The sequence below is a fragment of the Chryseobacterium sp. S0630 genome (assembly GCF_024158915.1).
Taxonomy (GTDB): domain Bacteria; phylum Bacteroidota; class Bacteroidia; order Flavobacteriales; family Weeksellaceae; genus Chryseobacterium.
Map to the genome: position 1 here is coordinate 14,112 of NZ_JAMZGF010000044.1, position 16,167 is coordinate 30,278.

Annotated in this window: 13 protein-coding genes; 6 read left to right on the plus strand and 7 right to left on the minus strand. The window is 35.4% G+C overall.

Translation table 11 applies throughout. The features are described 5' to 3' along the window. The first annotated feature begins 132 nt into the window (after positions 1-132). The 4 genes from NK356_RS17250 (at position 133) to NK356_RS17265 (ending at position 4,366) form a co-directional block, all read left to right on the plus strand. Entirely contained in the window at positions 133-1,461 is a 1,329-nt protein-coding gene (locus NK356_RS17250; protein ID WP_034694869.1) for a hydroxymethylglutaryl-CoA reductase, degradative, read from the plus strand. Positions 1,462-1,627: 166 nt separating this feature from the next. Then, positions 1,628-2,698, plus strand: a complete 1,071-nt coding sequence (locus NK356_RS17255) for a hypothetical protein (protein ID WP_253317561.1) — start codon at positions 1,628-1,630, stop codon at positions 2,696-2,698. 1 nt (position 2,699) lies between these two features. After that, positions 2,700-3,086, plus strand: coding sequence for a DUF423 domain-containing protein (locus NK356_RS17260; protein WP_034694871.1), 387 nt, complete (start codon positions 2,700-2,702; stop codon positions 3,084-3,086). Positions 3,087-3,088: 2 nt separating this feature from the next. After that, positions 3,089-4,366 (plus strand): chloride channel protein, encoded by a 1,278-nt coding sequence (locus NK356_RS17265; protein ID WP_253317562.1) that lies wholly within the window; start codon positions 3,089-3,091, stop codon positions 4,364-4,366. Between the two features lie 89 nt (positions 4,367-4,455). Here NK356_RS17265 and NK356_RS17270 read toward each other — a convergent pair whose 3' ends face one another. Genes NK356_RS17270 through NK356_RS17280 form a run of 3 tightly spaced genes read right to left on the minus strand, consistent with a single transcriptional unit; the run spans position 4,456 to position 8,831 of the window. Continuing rightward, on the minus strand, positions 4,456-5,859 hold the full coding sequence (locus NK356_RS17270) for a TolC family protein (RefSeq protein WP_253317563.1): 1,404 nt from the start codon (positions 5,857-5,859) through the stop codon (positions 4,456-4,458). Then, positions 5,843-7,156, minus strand: coding sequence for an HlyD family secretion protein (locus NK356_RS17275; RefSeq protein WP_253317564.1), 1,314 nt, complete (start codon positions 7,154-7,156; stop codon positions 5,843-5,845). Before NK356_RS17275 ends, NK356_RS17270 begins: the two co-directional genes overlap by 17 nt. A 1-nt stretch (position 7,157) precedes the next feature. After that, the gene (locus NK356_RS17280) at positions 7,158-8,831 is read right to left on the minus strand and encodes a peptidase domain-containing ABC transporter (RefSeq protein ID WP_253317565.1); all 1,674 of its coding nucleotides are present in this window, start codon (positions 8,829-8,831) and stop codon (positions 7,158-7,160) included. Positions 8,832-9,288: 457 nt separating this feature from the next. Here NK356_RS17280 and sucC point away from each other — a divergent pair, with 457 nt between their 5' ends. Continuing rightward, positions 9,289-10,479 carry an ADP-forming succinate--CoA ligase subunit beta gene (gene sucC / locus NK356_RS17285; protein ID WP_034694875.1) on the plus strand — a complete coding sequence of 397 codons (1,191 nt, stop codon included), beginning with the start codon at positions 9,289-9,291 and terminating at the stop codon, positions 10,477-10,479. A 206-nt stretch (positions 10,480-10,685) separates the two neighbouring features. On the opposite strand, the gene NK356_RS17290 is transcribed toward sucC, so the two are convergent. Further along, positions 10,686-11,573, minus strand: a complete 888-nt coding sequence (locus tag NK356_RS17290; protein ID WP_253317566.1) for a mechanosensitive ion channel family protein — start codon at positions 11,571-11,573, stop codon at positions 10,686-10,688. Between the two features lie 94 nt (positions 11,574-11,667). Here NK356_RS17290 and NK356_RS17295 point away from each other — a divergent pair, with 94 nt between their 5' ends. Beyond that, positions 11,668-12,303 carry a peroxiredoxin gene (locus NK356_RS17295; RefSeq protein ID WP_034694877.1) on the plus strand — a complete coding sequence of 212 codons (636 nt, stop codon included), beginning with the start codon at positions 11,668-11,670 and terminating at the stop codon, positions 12,301-12,303. A gap of 98 nt (positions 12,304-12,401) precedes the next feature. Here the strand turns inward: NK356_RS17295 and NK356_RS17300 are convergent, their stop codons facing one another. From NK356_RS17300 to NK356_RS17310, 3 genes are all read right to left on the minus strand, one after another. Continuing rightward, positions 12,402-12,992: an outer membrane beta-barrel protein gene (locus tag NK356_RS17300; protein ID WP_047435061.1), complete on the minus strand. Its 591-nt coding sequence runs from the start codon at positions 12,990-12,992 to the stop codon at positions 12,402-12,404. A gap of 270 nt (positions 12,993-13,262) precedes the next feature. Beyond that, the gene (locus NK356_RS17305) at positions 13,263-13,778 is read right to left on the minus strand and encodes a hypothetical protein (RefSeq protein ID WP_253317567.1); all 516 of its coding nucleotides are present in this window, start codon (positions 13,776-13,778) and stop codon (positions 13,263-13,265) included. Positions 13,779-13,872: 94 nt separating this feature from the next. Then, positions 13,873-16,110 carry a TonB-dependent siderophore receptor gene (locus tag NK356_RS17310; protein WP_253317568.1) on the minus strand — a complete coding sequence of 746 codons (2,238 nt, stop codon included), beginning with the start codon at positions 16,108-16,110 and terminating at the stop codon, positions 13,873-13,875. Positions 16,111-16,167 lie beyond the last annotated feature (57 nt).

Here is a 16,167-nt window from a genome sequence, read left to right on the forward strand (position 1 = left end):
GTATCAAAAATATATTTTAATTTTGTTCAAATTTAGTTCCAAAATTGATAAAAGTCAATCTTTTTTCATAGAAGTTATCAACAAAAAAGAGTCTCAAAATCATTATATTTACGGCTCATTAAAGTTTATATCATGAATCATAAACCAATCGAAGGTTTTTCCAAGCTACCAAAGCAGGGGAAAATCGAATGGCTCGTAAACGAATATCTTGAAGGAAACCAGGAATATCAAAATATATTAAAACAATACTGGAATGATGATGCAGATCTTCAGAAACTCCACGAAGAATTTTCTGAAAATACCATCTCCAATTTCTATATGCCTTACGGAATTGCTCCGAACTTTTTGATCGACGGAAAACTGTTGGCTCTTCCAATGGCTGTTGAAGAAAGTTCAGTAGTAGCTGCTGCTTCCAAAGCTGCAAAATTCTGGATCGACAAAGGAGGTTTTAAAACAACCATTATCAATACAGAAAAGCTGGGACACACCCACTTTATTTTTAATGTAGAACCGCATAAATTATTACATTTCTTTAATTTCAGTTTAAAGAAAAAATTATTTGAAACAACGGAAGATATTACATCCAACATGAGAAAACGTGGTGGAGGTATTTTAAATATCAGTCTGGTGGATAAAACAGCAGAAATGCCGAATTATTACCAGTTGAAAGCAAGCTTCGATACCGTAGATTCAATGGGAGCAAACTTTATTAATTCTTGTCTTGAGCAGTTTGGAAAAACAATGAGACAGGAAGTTGCTACCAGCGAAGATTTTACTCAGGAGGAAAAGAATTCACTACAAATTGTAATGAATATTCTTTCCAATTTTACCCCTGACTGTATCGTAAGAGCTGAGGTTTCATGTAAAATGGAAGATTTAAAAGATGACAGCGGAATTTCTCCTGAAGAATTTGCTGCTAAATTCAAACAGGCCGTTACCATTGCAGAAATTGAACCTTACCGCGCAACCACTCACAATAAAGGAGTAATGAACGGAGTAGATGCTGTTGTCATTGCTACCGGAAATGATTTCCGAGCTACAGAAGCCTGCGCACATGCGTATGCTGCAAGAGACGGACAATACAGATCTTTGACTCACTGTACAACAGATAACGGAGTTTTCAGATTCTGGATTGATCTTCCTATTTCTGTAGGAGTAGTAGGAGGGCTTACGAACCTTCACCCTCTGGTAAAATTCTCTCTGGCTCTTCTTGGAAAACCTTCTGCACAGGAGTTGATGAGTATTCTTGCCGTTTCTGGTCTTGCTCAGAATTTTGGAGCACTACGTTCCTTGGTAACTACAGGAATTCAGAAAGGACATATGAAAATGCACTTGTTGAATATTCTGAACCAATTAGGAGCTACCGAAGAAGAAAAACAGCACTTTGTGACGTATTTTAAAGATAAGACGGTGAGCCACCATGAGGTGATCAACGAGTTTAACAGAATGAGAGGAAACTAATGTTGCAGATCATTTTGCCCATTGTATTCCTTCTTTTCGGATTTTTTCTGAAGAAAACCAACAATGAAGGTTTCAAAAGTTCCAAGAGATTCGCCAATATGTTTATCATACTGGGTATTTCTACATTGGTGGCCAAGTTCATTTTAATGTACTTAAAATCAAAATAGTGAAAAGGAGTATTGTATTTTTCTTACTGATTTCAGGATTAAGTTTTTCACAACAGCAAAAAGTGAAAATAAGTAATCTGCAGCCGAAAACTGAAGATACCGTTTTTCCGGTTGTTTCTTATTCTGAAAATCCTCGGGTAGAAAATAAAATCAATACATTTTTGCAGGTAGATCAGCTGGAATATGTTCCGGGATCTGGCGGCAATCCTTTTCAACTGGCTTCTACAGCAACCAATTCCTATTCCAACTATCTTTATTTTTATCGTTGGGATAAGATTGAAACGCCTAAGAATATTCTGAGTATTGCTATAGATGGTGAAGCTTCAGGTGCTTATCCGGAAGGTTTTTTGATCTGGAAGAATTTTGATCTGAGAACAGGAAACTTTATCAATGCCAAAGATTTATTTGAACCCGGTTCAGTGAAGACTGTTGAGGGAATTATTCAGAAAAGAGTAAAGAAAAGGATTTCTGATTTTCTTGTTAAACTGAAATCTGAGAAAAATCCTGAAGAGGAAACTCAGGATCAGATCGCTATGTATGAAGACTGTTTTACGGAACATACTTTAGACGGTATCAGGTATTTCTTTGGGAAAGATAAACTGACTTTTGTTGCCGGAAGATGTTCTAATCATGCCATGAGAGCTTTGGATGAGCTTGGCAGTCATGAAATAGAATTTTCCTACAAAGAGCTGGAAAAATACTGGAGTCCTTACGCGAGAAATTTAATTTCCGGTTCTGAAAAAACAGAGATAACCAGTCTTACTAATAAATTGTATAAAGGAAAGATCGATGGAAAGTATTCCATTACTGTTTTGATCGGTGAAGTATATGACGATGGTTCTTTTTCTGCAAAATACTGGTATGATAAAAATAAAAAGCTGATTGAGTGGAACGGAAAGATAAAAGGTAACCATATCTCCATTATAGAAAACGATTATTATAGCGAAGAAACCAACCAGTGGATTTTCAAAGCCTTGGTGGAAGCGGATCTGCAAGGCAGGAAAATTATGGGAACCTGGCAGGATGAGAAAACAAAAAAATATTTAACCCTAGAATTAGAAGAGTTATAAAATGAAAACAATTACTTTAGTTTTTGGAGCAGTTTACGGAATGGTGTCTGTAATCTTAGGAGCATTCGGAGCACACGCTTTAAAGAAAATATTAGCTGTGGAAAGACTGGAAAGTTTTGAAACAGGAGTGAGATATCAGATGTATGCAGCTTTTTTCCTGCTGATCATCGGGTATATTTTAAAATTCGAAACATCTGCTGAGAAATGGACTTCCATTTTAATGATTGCAGGAACACTATTATTCTCAGTAAGCATCTACTTCCTGAGCATGCAGGATTATCTGGGAATGAATCTTAAATTCTTAGGCCCTATCACTCCGCTTGGAGGTCTGATGATGATCTTAAGCTGGGGAATGCTGATCTTATATTTTGCTAAAAACAGAATATAAGAATGAAGATTAACAGAAGAAGACGGTTAATACGAACATTTAATCTCTTAGATCAACCTATGAGGTTCAATCCGTTTGTGTTCAGCCGTACTTTTTTTATGTGGGCCGTTACAGGTCTGGTGGGCGGTATCATTGCCGGAGGATATTGGATTGTACTGGAACATTTCACAGAGTTTTTAGCCAAATTTCAGGGCTGGCAGGTGATTCCAACCATGGCAGTTTGCGGATTGCTGGCCGGACTGGTGATCCACTTTATTGGTGATCCGGGAGAAATTCATCTGATTGTTAATAATATCAGATTCAATAAAGGAAAACTGGAACCGAAGAATAATCCTTCGATGATCCTTTCTTCTCTTTTCTGTGTTGCATCAGGAGGAAGTTTAGGTCCTGAAGCTCCTTTAGTACAGGTTACAGGATCTACAGGAACCTGGCTGGGGAAGATTTTCAGACTGAAAGGTGAAGAGCTGAGGTCTCTGAGCATTGCGGGTATGGCTTCCGGGTTTACAGCATTATTCGGTGCTCCACTTGGAGGAAGTCTTTTTTCTCTGGAAATTTTACATCATAAACATGCGGTAGAATATTACAAAGCTATTATTCCTGCATTGGTAGCAAGTTGTTTCAGTTATCTGATGTTTGCTTTGATTATCCACTTGGGAATTGGGGCAACATGGGATTTGAAAGCTTACCATTATACAGGAGTTTATGATTTTGCTTATGCAACTGCATTTGGAATTGTAGGAACTTTATTCGGATGGATCTTCATTTTTGTAGTCAAATTTTTCAAAAAGATTTTTGAGTACAGAAAATTTCCAATTTATATTAAGACATTAGTAGGTGGGATTATTTTAGGAATTATCGCCTATAATTTTCCTATTACAAGATACTTCGGGCACAACGAGATTAATCAGCTGATTGGAGGAAACTTCGGACTGAATTTTTTAATTCTGATTCTTATTTTTAAAATATTGGCTATTGCCATTACGGTGACTTCCGGATGGAGAGGAGGATTTATCATTCCCTTGTTTTTTGTAGGAACAACATTAGGTTTGATTATCCATAATTTGTTTCCAACGGTTGATACCACGTTAGCAATTGTAAGCTGTATGGCTGCAATCAATGCCTGTGTGACAAGGACACCGATGAGCACAACAATTATTTTGGGAACACTTACAGGATTTACTTATTTTGTCCCGATTTTATTTGCCAGCCTTACCGGATATTTTCTGGCTCCAAAAATTCCGTTTATCGGATCTCAGTCTGAGAAATTGGCGGAAGAATAGAAATATTGACTTATAAAATAATTTCTGGTGTATTTTAGATCAGAATATCAATAAAAAAAGTTCAGGGAGTTTCCTGAACTTTTTTAGTTTTATAAAGAGAAATTTTCATTCATCCATTTAAGTTTATTAAAGCTTTTAAGAAATTTCGTTTTGATGGAAATGAATTTTTCCTGTGCCTCAATCATTTTATTTTCCCTTGAATTGATCAGGAAAAGGGAACTCTCACCATTCGCATATTTTGTTTCTTCTGCAGTAAGAAGCTGTTGATAATTCAAAAGATTGTTTTGTGAAAGATCTATCTGGGTATGGTAATTTAAAAGTTCGTTTTTATAGGTTTCAATTTTCGTAGTAAGTTCTCTTTTTTTGAATTCGGTATCAAGTTTATTCTGTTCTATTTTAATTTTGGCCATTTGATAACTGGCTTTGGCTTCCCTTTGAAATATTGGTATTTCGAGCTTTAAACCATATTGAAAATTATTGTCAAAAAGAGGAAGGTAATCTGTCTGATAATTTTCTTTGTTGAAGAAATTATAAGTGAAATCAAACTTAGGAAGAAAGCTCTGCCATTTCAACTTCCGTTCACTTTCTAAGATATAATGTTTCTGAGTATAATACTGTACAGACCAATGATTGTCGGTTTCCTTTGTTTTGACTTCCTGCAAAAGAAATTCAAAATCTGAGTAAGCAGTATGATCTGAAAGATGATCTGCCGGATAAATAAGTTGTGAGATTTCATAAATTTCACGATTCTCCTTCCATAAAAATAACTGCAGCTGCTGGGTGTTTTTGATAAAATTTAAATAAGCTTCTTTCTGCTGAAGTTCAAAACTTTGTAGCTGTGAAGCTGCTTCCACAGTATCGATTGCTGCTCTTTCTCCATATTCAAAAGTTTTCCGGGTGAGTTGCAAACGTTTTTTACTGATCTCAACCGCTTTGTTTTGCAACTTGTAAATTTCGAAACTTTGTACCCATTCCCAATAGATGTTTTCTGCTTCAAGAAGAAGTTCATTGGTGAGTACAGTCTGTTCAGCTTCCGTCATTTTTAAAGCAAATTTCGCCTGATCCAGTGCTGCTCTTCGTTTATCATACAACAGATTTTTAGCTAAAGGAACGGTAATCCCCATGCTGTAAATACCGCCTTTTGTTTCACTGGAGTTGAGTTTTTCACCATCCAGATACTGATATCCTGCCGTAAGATCAATCCCGTACCAGGTAGGAATACCCAGTTCAATATTTTTCTGTCTGTAATATTGTACGCCGTCAATGTTTTTTTCGCCCAGTTTTCCTCCCAAAACCGGATCAAAATTTCCTCTTGCTTTAGTAATCTCAGATTGGGCAATTTTGTTTTGCAGCTGATATTTCAATGCCATCGGATGATAATTTTTTACCACTTCCAGAAATTCTTTTGCTGAAATCATGAGAGAGTCCTGTGCTTTGCTATACTGGAAAAAAAGAAAGATCAATATAAAAAGAAGTTTACTTTGTTTTCTCATACTTAACCGTTTGATCATTTTTTACTTCATAATAATCCGGTGGAAAACCATTGATATTTCTCCACAGTTCATACCAGATAGGAACATCATTGAGAATGGCAATTCCCTGTACACCTCCTCCCATTTTAATTTTAGGTGGCCATTTTTTTTCATTTTTATCCTCAATGACGAGCGCTTTAAAAAGTCCGTTTGTGCTGATATTGCTTTCTACTGCAACCACTTTTCCTGCAAATGTTCCGTAGCTGGAGTTGGGCCATCCAGAGAATACAATGGCAGGAAATCCATCAAAGATGCACATCACACGCTGTCCTTCTTTGACAAGCGGGAGATCTACAGGTTTTATATAAATTTCAACTGCATAATCTACTGCTGTAGGAACAATTGTTCCAATATTTTCACCGTCTTTTAAAACTTCACCAATTCCTGTTTTGTTAAGCTGCACAATCTGACCGTCCTGTGATGCAATAATGAAATATAAACCCTGTCTTGCTTTGTAATTGGCTACCTGATTTTCCAGTTTTGCAATTTCACCTTCACTGCCTTCAATCTGCCCCATGTTTTGAAAACGGTCTCCTTCTATTTTACTGAGTTTCTCTGTGTAATCCTGAATCACAGAATTCTGTTCAATACCTGTATTGATAATTTCCTGACGGGTTTGAGCCACTTTATTTTCTGACGCTGTTTTTTTGGCAACAGCATTTTGATAAGAAATACTTCTCTGCTGAAACTGGGTAAGAGAAACCAAACCTTCCTCATACATTTTTTTCTGTCGCGCAAACTGGTCTTCAGAAAGCTTAAGCTCATTAGTGGCAGCAGTGAGTTCTGCTTCTTCACCGGTAAGCTTATTATTAAGCTGGCCTATTTTTATTTTGAGCTGATTAAGCTTTAAATCTCTCGCTGAATGTAAGGCTTCAAGCTGGGTTTTCACTGTTCCTACTTTTGCTTCATAGAAATTTCTTACTCCTTTTTTAGCATTTACCTGCTCCTGTGTTCTCTGTACCAAAAGCGGATCTAAATAATCATCTTTTATTTCGGAAAGCTGCAGTAAAGTATCTCCTTTTTTTACATAATCTCCGTTTTTAACGTACCATTTGATGATTTTTCCAGGAATAGGAGAGTGGAGCTGCTGCGGACGCTGTTCCTGATAAAGAGACGTTACATTTCCTTTCACCTTAATATTCTGTGTCCAGGGAAGAAATAAGGTAATGATACCGCCTATGAAGATAAACAGGAACCATCTTTTTACCCGTGATTTTTTGTGAATATGATAGATATTGTCAAACGACTGTAGTTTCATTTTACTGATTGTTTTGAAGTGTTTTTAATGTTCCTCCTTCCAGATGAAAATGCTGATCGGCATATTGTAGCAGTTCTGTATCCTGAGAAACAATAATAATGGTTGTGTTTTCCTTGATTTTCTGAAGATATTTTATCATTTTGTCCTGATATTCTTCACGGATTCCTGCAAAAGGATTTTCCAGAATGATAAGTTTTTTGTCACCGAGAAGAGCACGAAGCATCAGTATTTTTTTCTTTGAACTGAATGTGATTTCAGGATCAGTTTCACTTACCTCTGTAAAGAAACCGCTGCTGAACATACTTGAAATATTTTCTATACCCATATTTTCAGAAAGCTCAAGGATATCTTCTGTGTGGCTCTGGCTGCTTCCCAATAGGATATTTTCTTTAACTGTTCCCTGAATGATCTTCATATTTTCAAGGTAAAGTCCAACATTATTTCTCCAGTGTTTTTTTTCTATATTTTTTAATGGAATTTTATCAATCAGAATTGTTCCTGAGCTGGGCTCGAAGAATCCTGTGATCATATTGAGCAGAAGCGTTTTCCCTGCTCCCAGTTTTCCTGTAAGAATGTTCAGACTGTTTTCTTTGATTTTGAAATTAAGGTCAGAAAGGATGGGCGCATTGTCATTAAATGAAAAGCTTACATTTTTAAATTCAATTTCTGTCCCTTTTTCTTTCTGAGATAACGTGATTTCTCCGTTGGGCTCCTCTTTAAGTTCAGTGATTTTAGAGAGTTTGGCAAAAGATGCAATCAGATCATAATAACTTTCAAGGCTTACAATAAGTTTTTCTACTGCAGACATGATGCTTAGAACCACGATTTCTGTAGCAATGAAAGCTCCGATATTCAGTTTTTGATTGATCAGAAGATAAGTTCCAATGGCCAGCATAGCTAAAGTAATGATGACTTTAAAAGCAATAATTGTTTTATACTGAAACACCAATACTTTAAAATGAGATGTTCTGTGTTTTAGATATTCTATCACTCTTTCATCGGTTCCTTTTAAATGAGAATCATCTTCAGAATGCATTTTAAACGTTTTTACAGAACCGGCAATATCTTCTATCCATGCCGCTGTATCGTATTTTTTGTTGCTCTCTTCAATGCTGGATTTGATTCCGCTTTCCATCGTGTATCTGAAAATAATTACCACAGAGAGAATGACCAGAGCTCCGAACGCTAAAAACCAAAGATGATAAAAAGAGAGCAAAAGAATTCCAAAAACAATCTGTATTAAAGCAGTAGGAATTTCCAGTAATATTTTTGAAATTCCTTTCTGAAGATTCTGAATATCAAAAAATCGGTTGACAAGCTCCGGAAGGTAGTATTTTCTTGTGTAGGAAAGATCTGCTTTGGGAATTTTGTCTGCTATGGCAATGGAAAATTCTACAAATATTTTCTGCTGTATCTTTTCAATAATCTGGATTACTTTTAATCTGAAATATCCGGCAAGCCAGGTTCCAATTACAACAAAAAATATGAGGATATAAATGGAAGTTGTCATGGTGGCTCCCATCACAAAGCTTACAATAGACTGTATTCCTAAAGGTACACTCAGCAGTACTAAACCATTCAGAATGGCATAGAAATAAATATTGGTAACATCTTTTTTTTCTTTTGTAATGTAGCGTATGAGCCTTTTTCCCTGTTCATTAGCTGGTATTTCCATTTTCTTCTTTAGTAAAAGGTTAACTGTTTTTTGAGTTGTGAATTTTCATTTGAATATCGCCTGTTGCCTCAGTAAATATCACTGGGTTTTCCAGGAAATTGATAATGATATGGTGAAAAAATTTTCTGAAATAAAGCTTTTTTACCAAGGTTGAATTTCATCTGAAAATTCATGAAATAGGTATCTTTTATTTCCGGGCTTCAAAGATAATAGATGGGATTTGTTAATATTCTTATCTACATTAGAATGACATTAAAATGTCATTAGAATATGATCGTGAGATTTAGTTTTTTTATGATCATTATCATATTATTCATAGATTCACCGCCTTGAATCTGATAAGATCGCAGATAAACTTACAGAATGAGTTAAAAGTTCTATAATTTTCTTTTTAACCTTATTCATTTTTAGTAAATTTGTCAACCTTTAAATATTAAAATAAAATAATAAAAATAATATGAATCTTCACGAGTATCAATCAAAAGAGATTTTATCAAAGTATGGAGTAGCTATCCAACGTGGTTTCGTTGCAAACAACGTAGATGAAGCTGTAGCAGCTGCTGAAAAATTGACTGCTGAAACCGGAGCACAGGCTTGGGTTGTAAAAGCACAGATTCACGCAGGTGGTCGTGGTAAAGGTGGGGGTGTTAAGTTTTCTCCAAACATGGATAAACTTAAAGAGAACGCTCAGAATATCATCGGAATGCAGTTGGTAACTCCACAAACTTCTGCTGAAGGTAAAAAAGTACACTCTGTTTTGGTTGCAGAAGATGTTTATTATCCTGGAGAATCTGAAACTAAAGAATTTTATGTTTCTATTCTTTTAGATAGAGCTGAAGGTAAAAATACTATTGTGTATTCTACTGAAGGTGGTATGGATATTGAGCACGTTGCTGAAGTAACTCCTCATTTGATCCACAACGAATTAATTGATCCAGCTATTGGTCTTCAAGGATTCCAGGCTAGAAAAATTGCTTTCAACTTAGGTCTTGAAGGAAATGCATTCAAAGAATTTGTGAAATTTATTTCATCTCTTTACAATGCTTACACAGGAATTGATGCTTCTCTTTTCGAAATCAACCCTGTATTAAAAACTTCTGATAACAAGATTATCGCTGTAGATGCTAAAGTAACTTTAGATGACAACTCATTGTTCCGTCACAAAGACTTAGCTGAGCTTAGAGATACAAGAGAAGAAGATCCAATGGATGTTGAAGCGGGTGAAGCTGGTCTTAACTTCGTGAAATTAGATGGTAACGTTGCTTGTATGGTAAACGGAGCTGGTCTTGCAATGGCAACTATGGATATCATCAAATTATCAGGTGGTAACCCTGCTAACTTCCTTGACGTAGGAGGTACTGCAGATGCTCAGAGAGTACAGACTGCTTTCGGAATCATCTTAAGAGATCCAAACGTAAAAGCTATTTTGATCAACATCTTCGGAGGTATCGTAAGATGTGACAGAGTTGCTCAGGGTGTTGTAGATGCTTACAAAGCTATGGGTAGCCTTCCGGTTCCATTGATCGTAAGATTACAGGGAACTAACGCTGTAGAAGCTAAAAAATTAATTGACGAGTCTGGTCTTCCGGTACACTCTGCAATTACTTTAGAAGAAGCTGCAAACAAAGTAAAAGAAGTTTTAGCATAATCTAAAATTTTCAGATAAATAAGAAAACCGTTTCATTTTTTGGAACGGTTTTTTTTGTTGGCACGTGAAGGGACAGTTTTGTAATAACTTCAGCGGAAATGTACTATTCTAAACCTAACAGGTTTCTAAAACCTGCTAGGTTTTTCTTTGTAATCACCTTAAAAAATACTTCAGTTTTAATGTGCTTTTTAATTATAAAGGTTTTGTTACTTATCCTGATGGGTTTCAGGTAAAATATTCTCTCCACTTGTAATGCTGATACTCGTTGGGGTTACCAACTGAACTTTATCTGTATCAAAGCGTTCTTTAATACCTAAATAAGCTTTACTTCTTACCTGAGCAAGATTGGCACCTATTTTTATCCAGAACTTCACCTGAAGATTGAATGCGCCCTGTTTAAGATCTGTAAAGATTACTTCTATAGTGTCCAGTTTATCTACATTATCAAGATTTTTAATCACATCCAGAATCCCTTTCTGTGCTTTGGTAATATCTTCATCAGCCGGAATTTCAAAATTTAAAATAATCCTGCGCTGTGGCGAAGCGGTAATATTGTAAAATGGAGCATTAAATACTACTTGATTAGGAATATATGCTTTCTTCCCGTCATCCGTAAGAATTTTTGTGGTTAAGAAACCAATTTCCTGTACTGTTCCGGAGTGGGCACCGATGGTAATATAATCACCTACCTTAAATGCTTTATCGATTCCAATCAGCATTCCTGAAAAAATACTTGAAACAAGGTCTTTCAGGGCAACCCCTGCAATAACCCCTGCAACTCCTAAACTTCCGATAAATTTCCAAAGAAAGTTACTGAATCCCATTATTTCAAGAGAAATAAATGTACCCATCAGCATGATCAGAAATCTGAATATGCTAATTAAAGTTACTAATGAACTCTCTTTTTGACTTTTCGGGAAAAATTTGTGAAATAATTTTACAGCTCCTTTGCTTAAATATTTACTGCTGATAAGAAAGAATGTAAATACTAAAATTCCGACAATCAGCTTTGGGGTAAGCGCGGCAAAGGTTACATACCAACTTTCCAATACCTTATAAACAACATCTAGATACCTTAATCCGGTTTTCTCCATGGATAAAATTTTAGTTAAATATATAAATTTTCATCAAAAAATTTGCCAGTTCCAAAAAGTCTACTAAATTTGTGGACTATAAAGAAGGAACATTATGTCAATTAAGCTAGGAGATACAGCACCCAATTTTCAGGCAGAGTCATCTGTAGGGGATATTAATTTTTATAATTATCTGGGAAATTCCTGGGGAATTCTGTTTTCGCATCCTGCAGATTATACGCCGGTATGCACTACAGAGCTGGGATATACTGCAAAACTACAATCTGAGTTTGATGCCAGAGATACAAAAGTGATTGCTCTGAGCGTAGATGGAGTAGAGGATCATCAAAACTGGGTGAAAGATATCAACGAGACTCAAAATACCACTGTGAAGTTTCCTATTATTGCTGATAAAGACAGAAAAGTTTCTGAGCTGTATGATTTTATTCATCCTAATGCTTCGGCTACAGCTACAGTACGTTCTCTTCTGATTATTGATCCTTCCAAAAAAGTAAGACTGATTATTACCTATCCGGCCTCTACGGGAAGGAATTTTGATGAGATTCTTAGAGTGCTGGATTCTTTACAGTTGGTGGATAATTATCGTGTAGCTACTCCTGTAAATTGGGAAACCGGAGATGATGTTATTGTACCTCCAACAATTTCTACAGAAGATGCACGAAAAATATTCCCAAAAGGTGTAACGGAAATAAAACCGTATTTAAGATACACCCCACAACCTAATACATGATTTATTTGATTTTTTATAGTTTAGTTTTAATTTGTACGAAAAGCGCCCCGGAAATAAATTCTCGGGGCGCTTTCATTTTTTTATAAGTATTTCAGTGATTACTTAACGTCGTTGATGATTTGTTTTGCTTTAGACGTTGGAAGATAAATCTGGAAACCTAAACCAAAAGTAATTTTGTTAGTGTATCCACCGCTTCCGAATCCAGCGTTTGCATCATATTTCACTAAACCTTCCAATCCGATGTTTGGAGTGATGAAGTAAGAATATCCAGGTCCGAATCCAAAGTTAAGACCGTTAGAAGAAGAACCTCCTTTAGAGATTGACATCCCTCCAACACCTACGTTACCTTCGAAGAACCATCTTCCGTGGTGTAGTAAGTTGTTTACTCCCTGCTCTCCCGGATTAAGATAGTAACGTCCTAATGCTCCTACATTATATGTAAAAGTAGTGGGTGCATCTTTGGCTCCTTTGAAACCTAAATCTACATATCCCCCAACTGCGATATTATCTTCAATGAAATAGGCTCCTTTAGGCTGAATTGCAAAGTTGTATCCTGCTCCTTCATTTAAACCAAAATTTGCCCCTACAAGGTTACCACCTACCATCCAATTACCTTTCTGAATCTGAGCGTTGGCAGTTGCTGTTAAGCCTGCTACGGCTAATATTCCTGTTAAAATAAGTTTTTTCATAATTTATTATTTTAATAATTAAATGTTTATTATTCACGAATTATAGAAAAAACAATAAATGTGCCAGACTCTTAATTTTACGTAATTTATCTAAATAAACGTTAAGATTGCCAGTAAGATATAATTTACTTTTTTAACAGATTAACTGAGGATATCATAATGATAAAGAAAATAAAACAGGCGTTTTGGAATTAAAATGATAAAAACAGAGGTCATGTTATTAATGTTCCAAATTGCTGTTTTTTTCTTTTGATCAGATTTCGTATTATATTAAATAAACAAAAGAATTACGGAAATGATCAATCCGGCAATCGTAAACTTGATTCCACGTTTGAACGCTTTTGTCTTAGGATTAAACATCCAGAAACTTGATATTACAAAAAAGAACAGGGAAACTCCAAAGAATACGCTTAGAGGAGATATAGCATCTTTAGATTGTGATTTGTGAAGGGAAACCATTTTATCCAATACGAAAGGAAGTTCTTTTTTAGCGTACTTGGCTTTTCCGGTTGCGCTGTCATAAGTTCCTTGTTTAAAATAAAGAACGCTACCTTCAGTTTTTTCCACTTCCAGGCCTTTCATTTTCAGTTCTTTTTTCAGTTCTTTCTCTGAAAGATTAGCTGCAATGTTTTTTTCATATTTCTTTTCGCTTTTCAGAAAATCCGTGTCTCTGTACACCAGAAGAATTCCACTTAACGAATATACCGCCATAATTCCGGCAAGGAAATATCCCAGATAACGGTGAGTAATTCTCATGAAACTTCTTGTGTCTTTAATCTTATCCATATCTTATTGTTTTGTTTTTGTTTAAAATTTCAAAAGTGGAAACTGCAAAAATGCAATTTCCACTTTTAATGAAAGAATTATTATATAAAGAATTCTAGAGTCTGTATGTCAATGTGAAATAGTAATTTCTTGGAGTAATAGGATTCACTGAATAATTCTCGTGAACATTGTAGTTTTCGACATTAAACAGGTTACCCACTTTTCCTTGGATAGAGAATTTTTTCCACTCATATCCTACAGATACCATTACGGTAGTGTAATCTTTTAAAGCAAATGATCTACTGATTCCGTTTCTTGCACCCAGACCTGTAGAACCATTTTTGGTATCATTCCATCCGGCTAATCTGTCACCGATGAAATATGCACCTGCACCTACTTTAAGTCCTTTTGCATAACGCGTGAATTTATAAAATACAGAAGCGTTTGCTGTTGTAGCTGGAGTTCTTACTAATCTTTGTTTCTCAACATATCCAAAACCGTCTGGTGTATCAAGATATACAGAGTTGTTATAAGAGAATCCACCGATAATTGATAAATTTTCTGTTGGGTTTCCAGTAATATCCAACTCAACACCACGGCTTCTCATTTTTCCTGCGAATTCTTTATAGAATGAATCTGAATTTGCCTGCCCATTTGCTAATTGAGGTGCGGTTTGATAATAGTTATTGTAAACAATTTGATATGCAGTCAGGTTTACAGCTAAAGCATTATTCCAGAAATTCTTTTTCACTCCTGCTTCATATTGATCAATAGTAGTAGGTTTTAACGCTTGTTCATAAATATCTTTTCCTGTATTCTGAGCAAAAGAGTTGGTATAGGTTGCAAATACGGAAAGGTTATCGTTTGGCATATATACTAAACCAGCTTTTGGTGAAAATGCTCTGTCAGATATTGCTGTATTTTTTTGATCAACATCTCCAAGATCATTTGAAAATGTATTTTTAGTATTAGTCATTGTTTCCAAATAAGACCATCTTAAACCAGCAATTACTTTAAGTTGTTTTGTAAGGCTTATGAAATCCTGAATATATATACCAAATCTTTGTGTAGGGATTCTTGTTCTATCTTTTAAAGATGCGTTAGGCATTTTTCCACTTGCCCAAGTTGATGAATCATCTAAATAAAGGTTATTATTAATGGTAGCTGTATTACCATTAGTCCCATAAACTGTTGGATTGGTGTAAGTATAGTTATTTTGAACACCATAGTCTCCATCAGTACCAATTAAAACCTTATGATTGATTTTTCCTGTATTGAACTCTCCATTAATATTAACTTGTAATGAAGTGTAATTTTGTTCGTTAAATGTTTTATTTAAAGGTCTTTGCCAGAAAAGGCGGTTTGTATTCTTTTCATATCCCCACTGTACTCTTTCAGTAGAGTAGTAGTCTTTAGTATAGTTCTGATAAGAAGCTACAGCATTTAATGACCACTTATCAGTAAACTGGTGATTAAAAGTTACATTGGTAGAAACTTGTTCTACATTTTGATATTGCCAGTCCGCTCCTAAGAAAGCATTTTTAGGTAGAAGATCATTGATTTTATAACTTCCATCAGGATTTGTGATGGATCCAAGACCGAAATCAGGAGTAAAATTATTCTTAAGATAATCTGCTTCAACGATCAATTGCGATTTTGGGCTTAAATTGAAAAGGAATGAAGGATTGAAGTAATATTTTTCTGATTCTACAACATCTCTGAAACTTTCTGCATATTCGTAAGCTCCATTTACTCTGAAAGCAATATTCTTTGATAAAGGGCCATAAATATCAACAGTTGGTTTGTAAGAATTCCAGCTTCCGCCATTTAATCCAATACTTCCGCCAAAATTGAATTTAGGCTTCTTTGTAATCATGTTGATGATACCACCTGCTGCTGCATTACCAAATAACATGGCATTTGCCCCTTTTAAAACTTCAACTCTTTCCAGACCGCTTACTTCAGGAAAAACCCCACTGTTTACTCTTGTTCCATTTTTGAAGATATTATCATTTCCTAAAATGAAACCACGTCCACCAAAGCTATCCTGAGAATTTCCTCTTGATGAAGTAACATACATTCCGTTTACATTCTGAAGAACATCACTCAATTGTTTTGCCTGTTGCTGCTCAATGATTTCGTGAGTAACAATAGCAATGGGCTGAGGGTTTTCCATTACCGTCAGATTTGATTTTGTCGATAATGGTCTTGCCTGGTTAGGATTTCCCGTTTTGTGAAGATTAATATCCTCAATGGTCTGAGTTCTGATGGTGTCTGCTTCCGCATTTTTCATCTGTGAACTCGCTGAAACAGCGATAAATAGAAGACCTAAAGAAAGTAATTGTTTTTTCATTTTATTTTTATGTAGAACAGTTTTAAATAAGGCGCAAATGTAAGTATTTGTTTAGAA

Bases quoted from the DNA above. Each gene is read 5' to 3' on its own strand.
- NK356_RS17250 (WP_034694869.1), top strand. From the start codon at position 133: ATGAATCATAAACCAATCGAAGGTTTTTCCAAGCTACCAAAGCAGGGG.
- NK356_RS17260 (WP_034694871.1), top strand. From the start codon at position 2,700: ATGAAAACAATTACTTTAGTTTTTGGAGCAGTTTACGGAATGGTGTCT.
- NK356_RS17265 (WP_253317562.1), top strand. From the start codon at position 3,089: ATGAAGATTAACAGAAGAAGACGGTTAATACGAACATTTAATCTCTTA.
- NK356_RS17270 (WP_253317563.1), bottom strand. From the start codon at position 5,859: ATGAGAAAACAAAGTAAACTTCTTTTTATATTGATCTTTCTTTTTTTC.
- NK356_RS17275 (WP_253317564.1), bottom strand. From the start codon at position 7,156: ATGAAACTACAGTCGTTTGACAATATCTATCATATTCACAAAAAATCA.
- NK356_RS17280 (WP_253317565.1), bottom strand. From the start codon at position 8,831: ATGGAAATACCAGCTAATGAACAGGGAAAAAGGCTCATACGCTACATT.
- sucC (WP_034694875.1), top strand. From the start codon at position 9,289: ATGAATCTTCACGAGTATCAATCAAAAGAGATTTTATCAAAGTATGGA.
- NK356_RS17290 (WP_253317566.1), bottom strand. From the start codon at position 11,573: ATGGAGAAAACCGGATTAAGGTATCTAGATGTTGTTTATAAGGTATTG.
- NK356_RS17295 (WP_034694877.1), top strand. From the start codon at position 11,668: ATGTCAATTAAGCTAGGAGATACAGCACCCAATTTTCAGGCAGAGTCA.
- NK356_RS17300 (WP_047435061.1), bottom strand. From the start codon at position 12,992: ATGAAAAAACTTATTTTAACAGGAATATTAGCCGTAGCAGGCTTAACA.
- NK356_RS17305 (WP_253317567.1), bottom strand. From the start codon at position 13,778: ATGGATAAGATTAAAGACACAAGAAGTTTCATGAGAATTACTCACCGT.
- NK356_RS17310 (WP_253317568.1), bottom strand. From the start codon at position 16,110: ATGAAAAAACAATTACTTTCTTTAGGTCTTCTATTTATCGCTGTTTCA.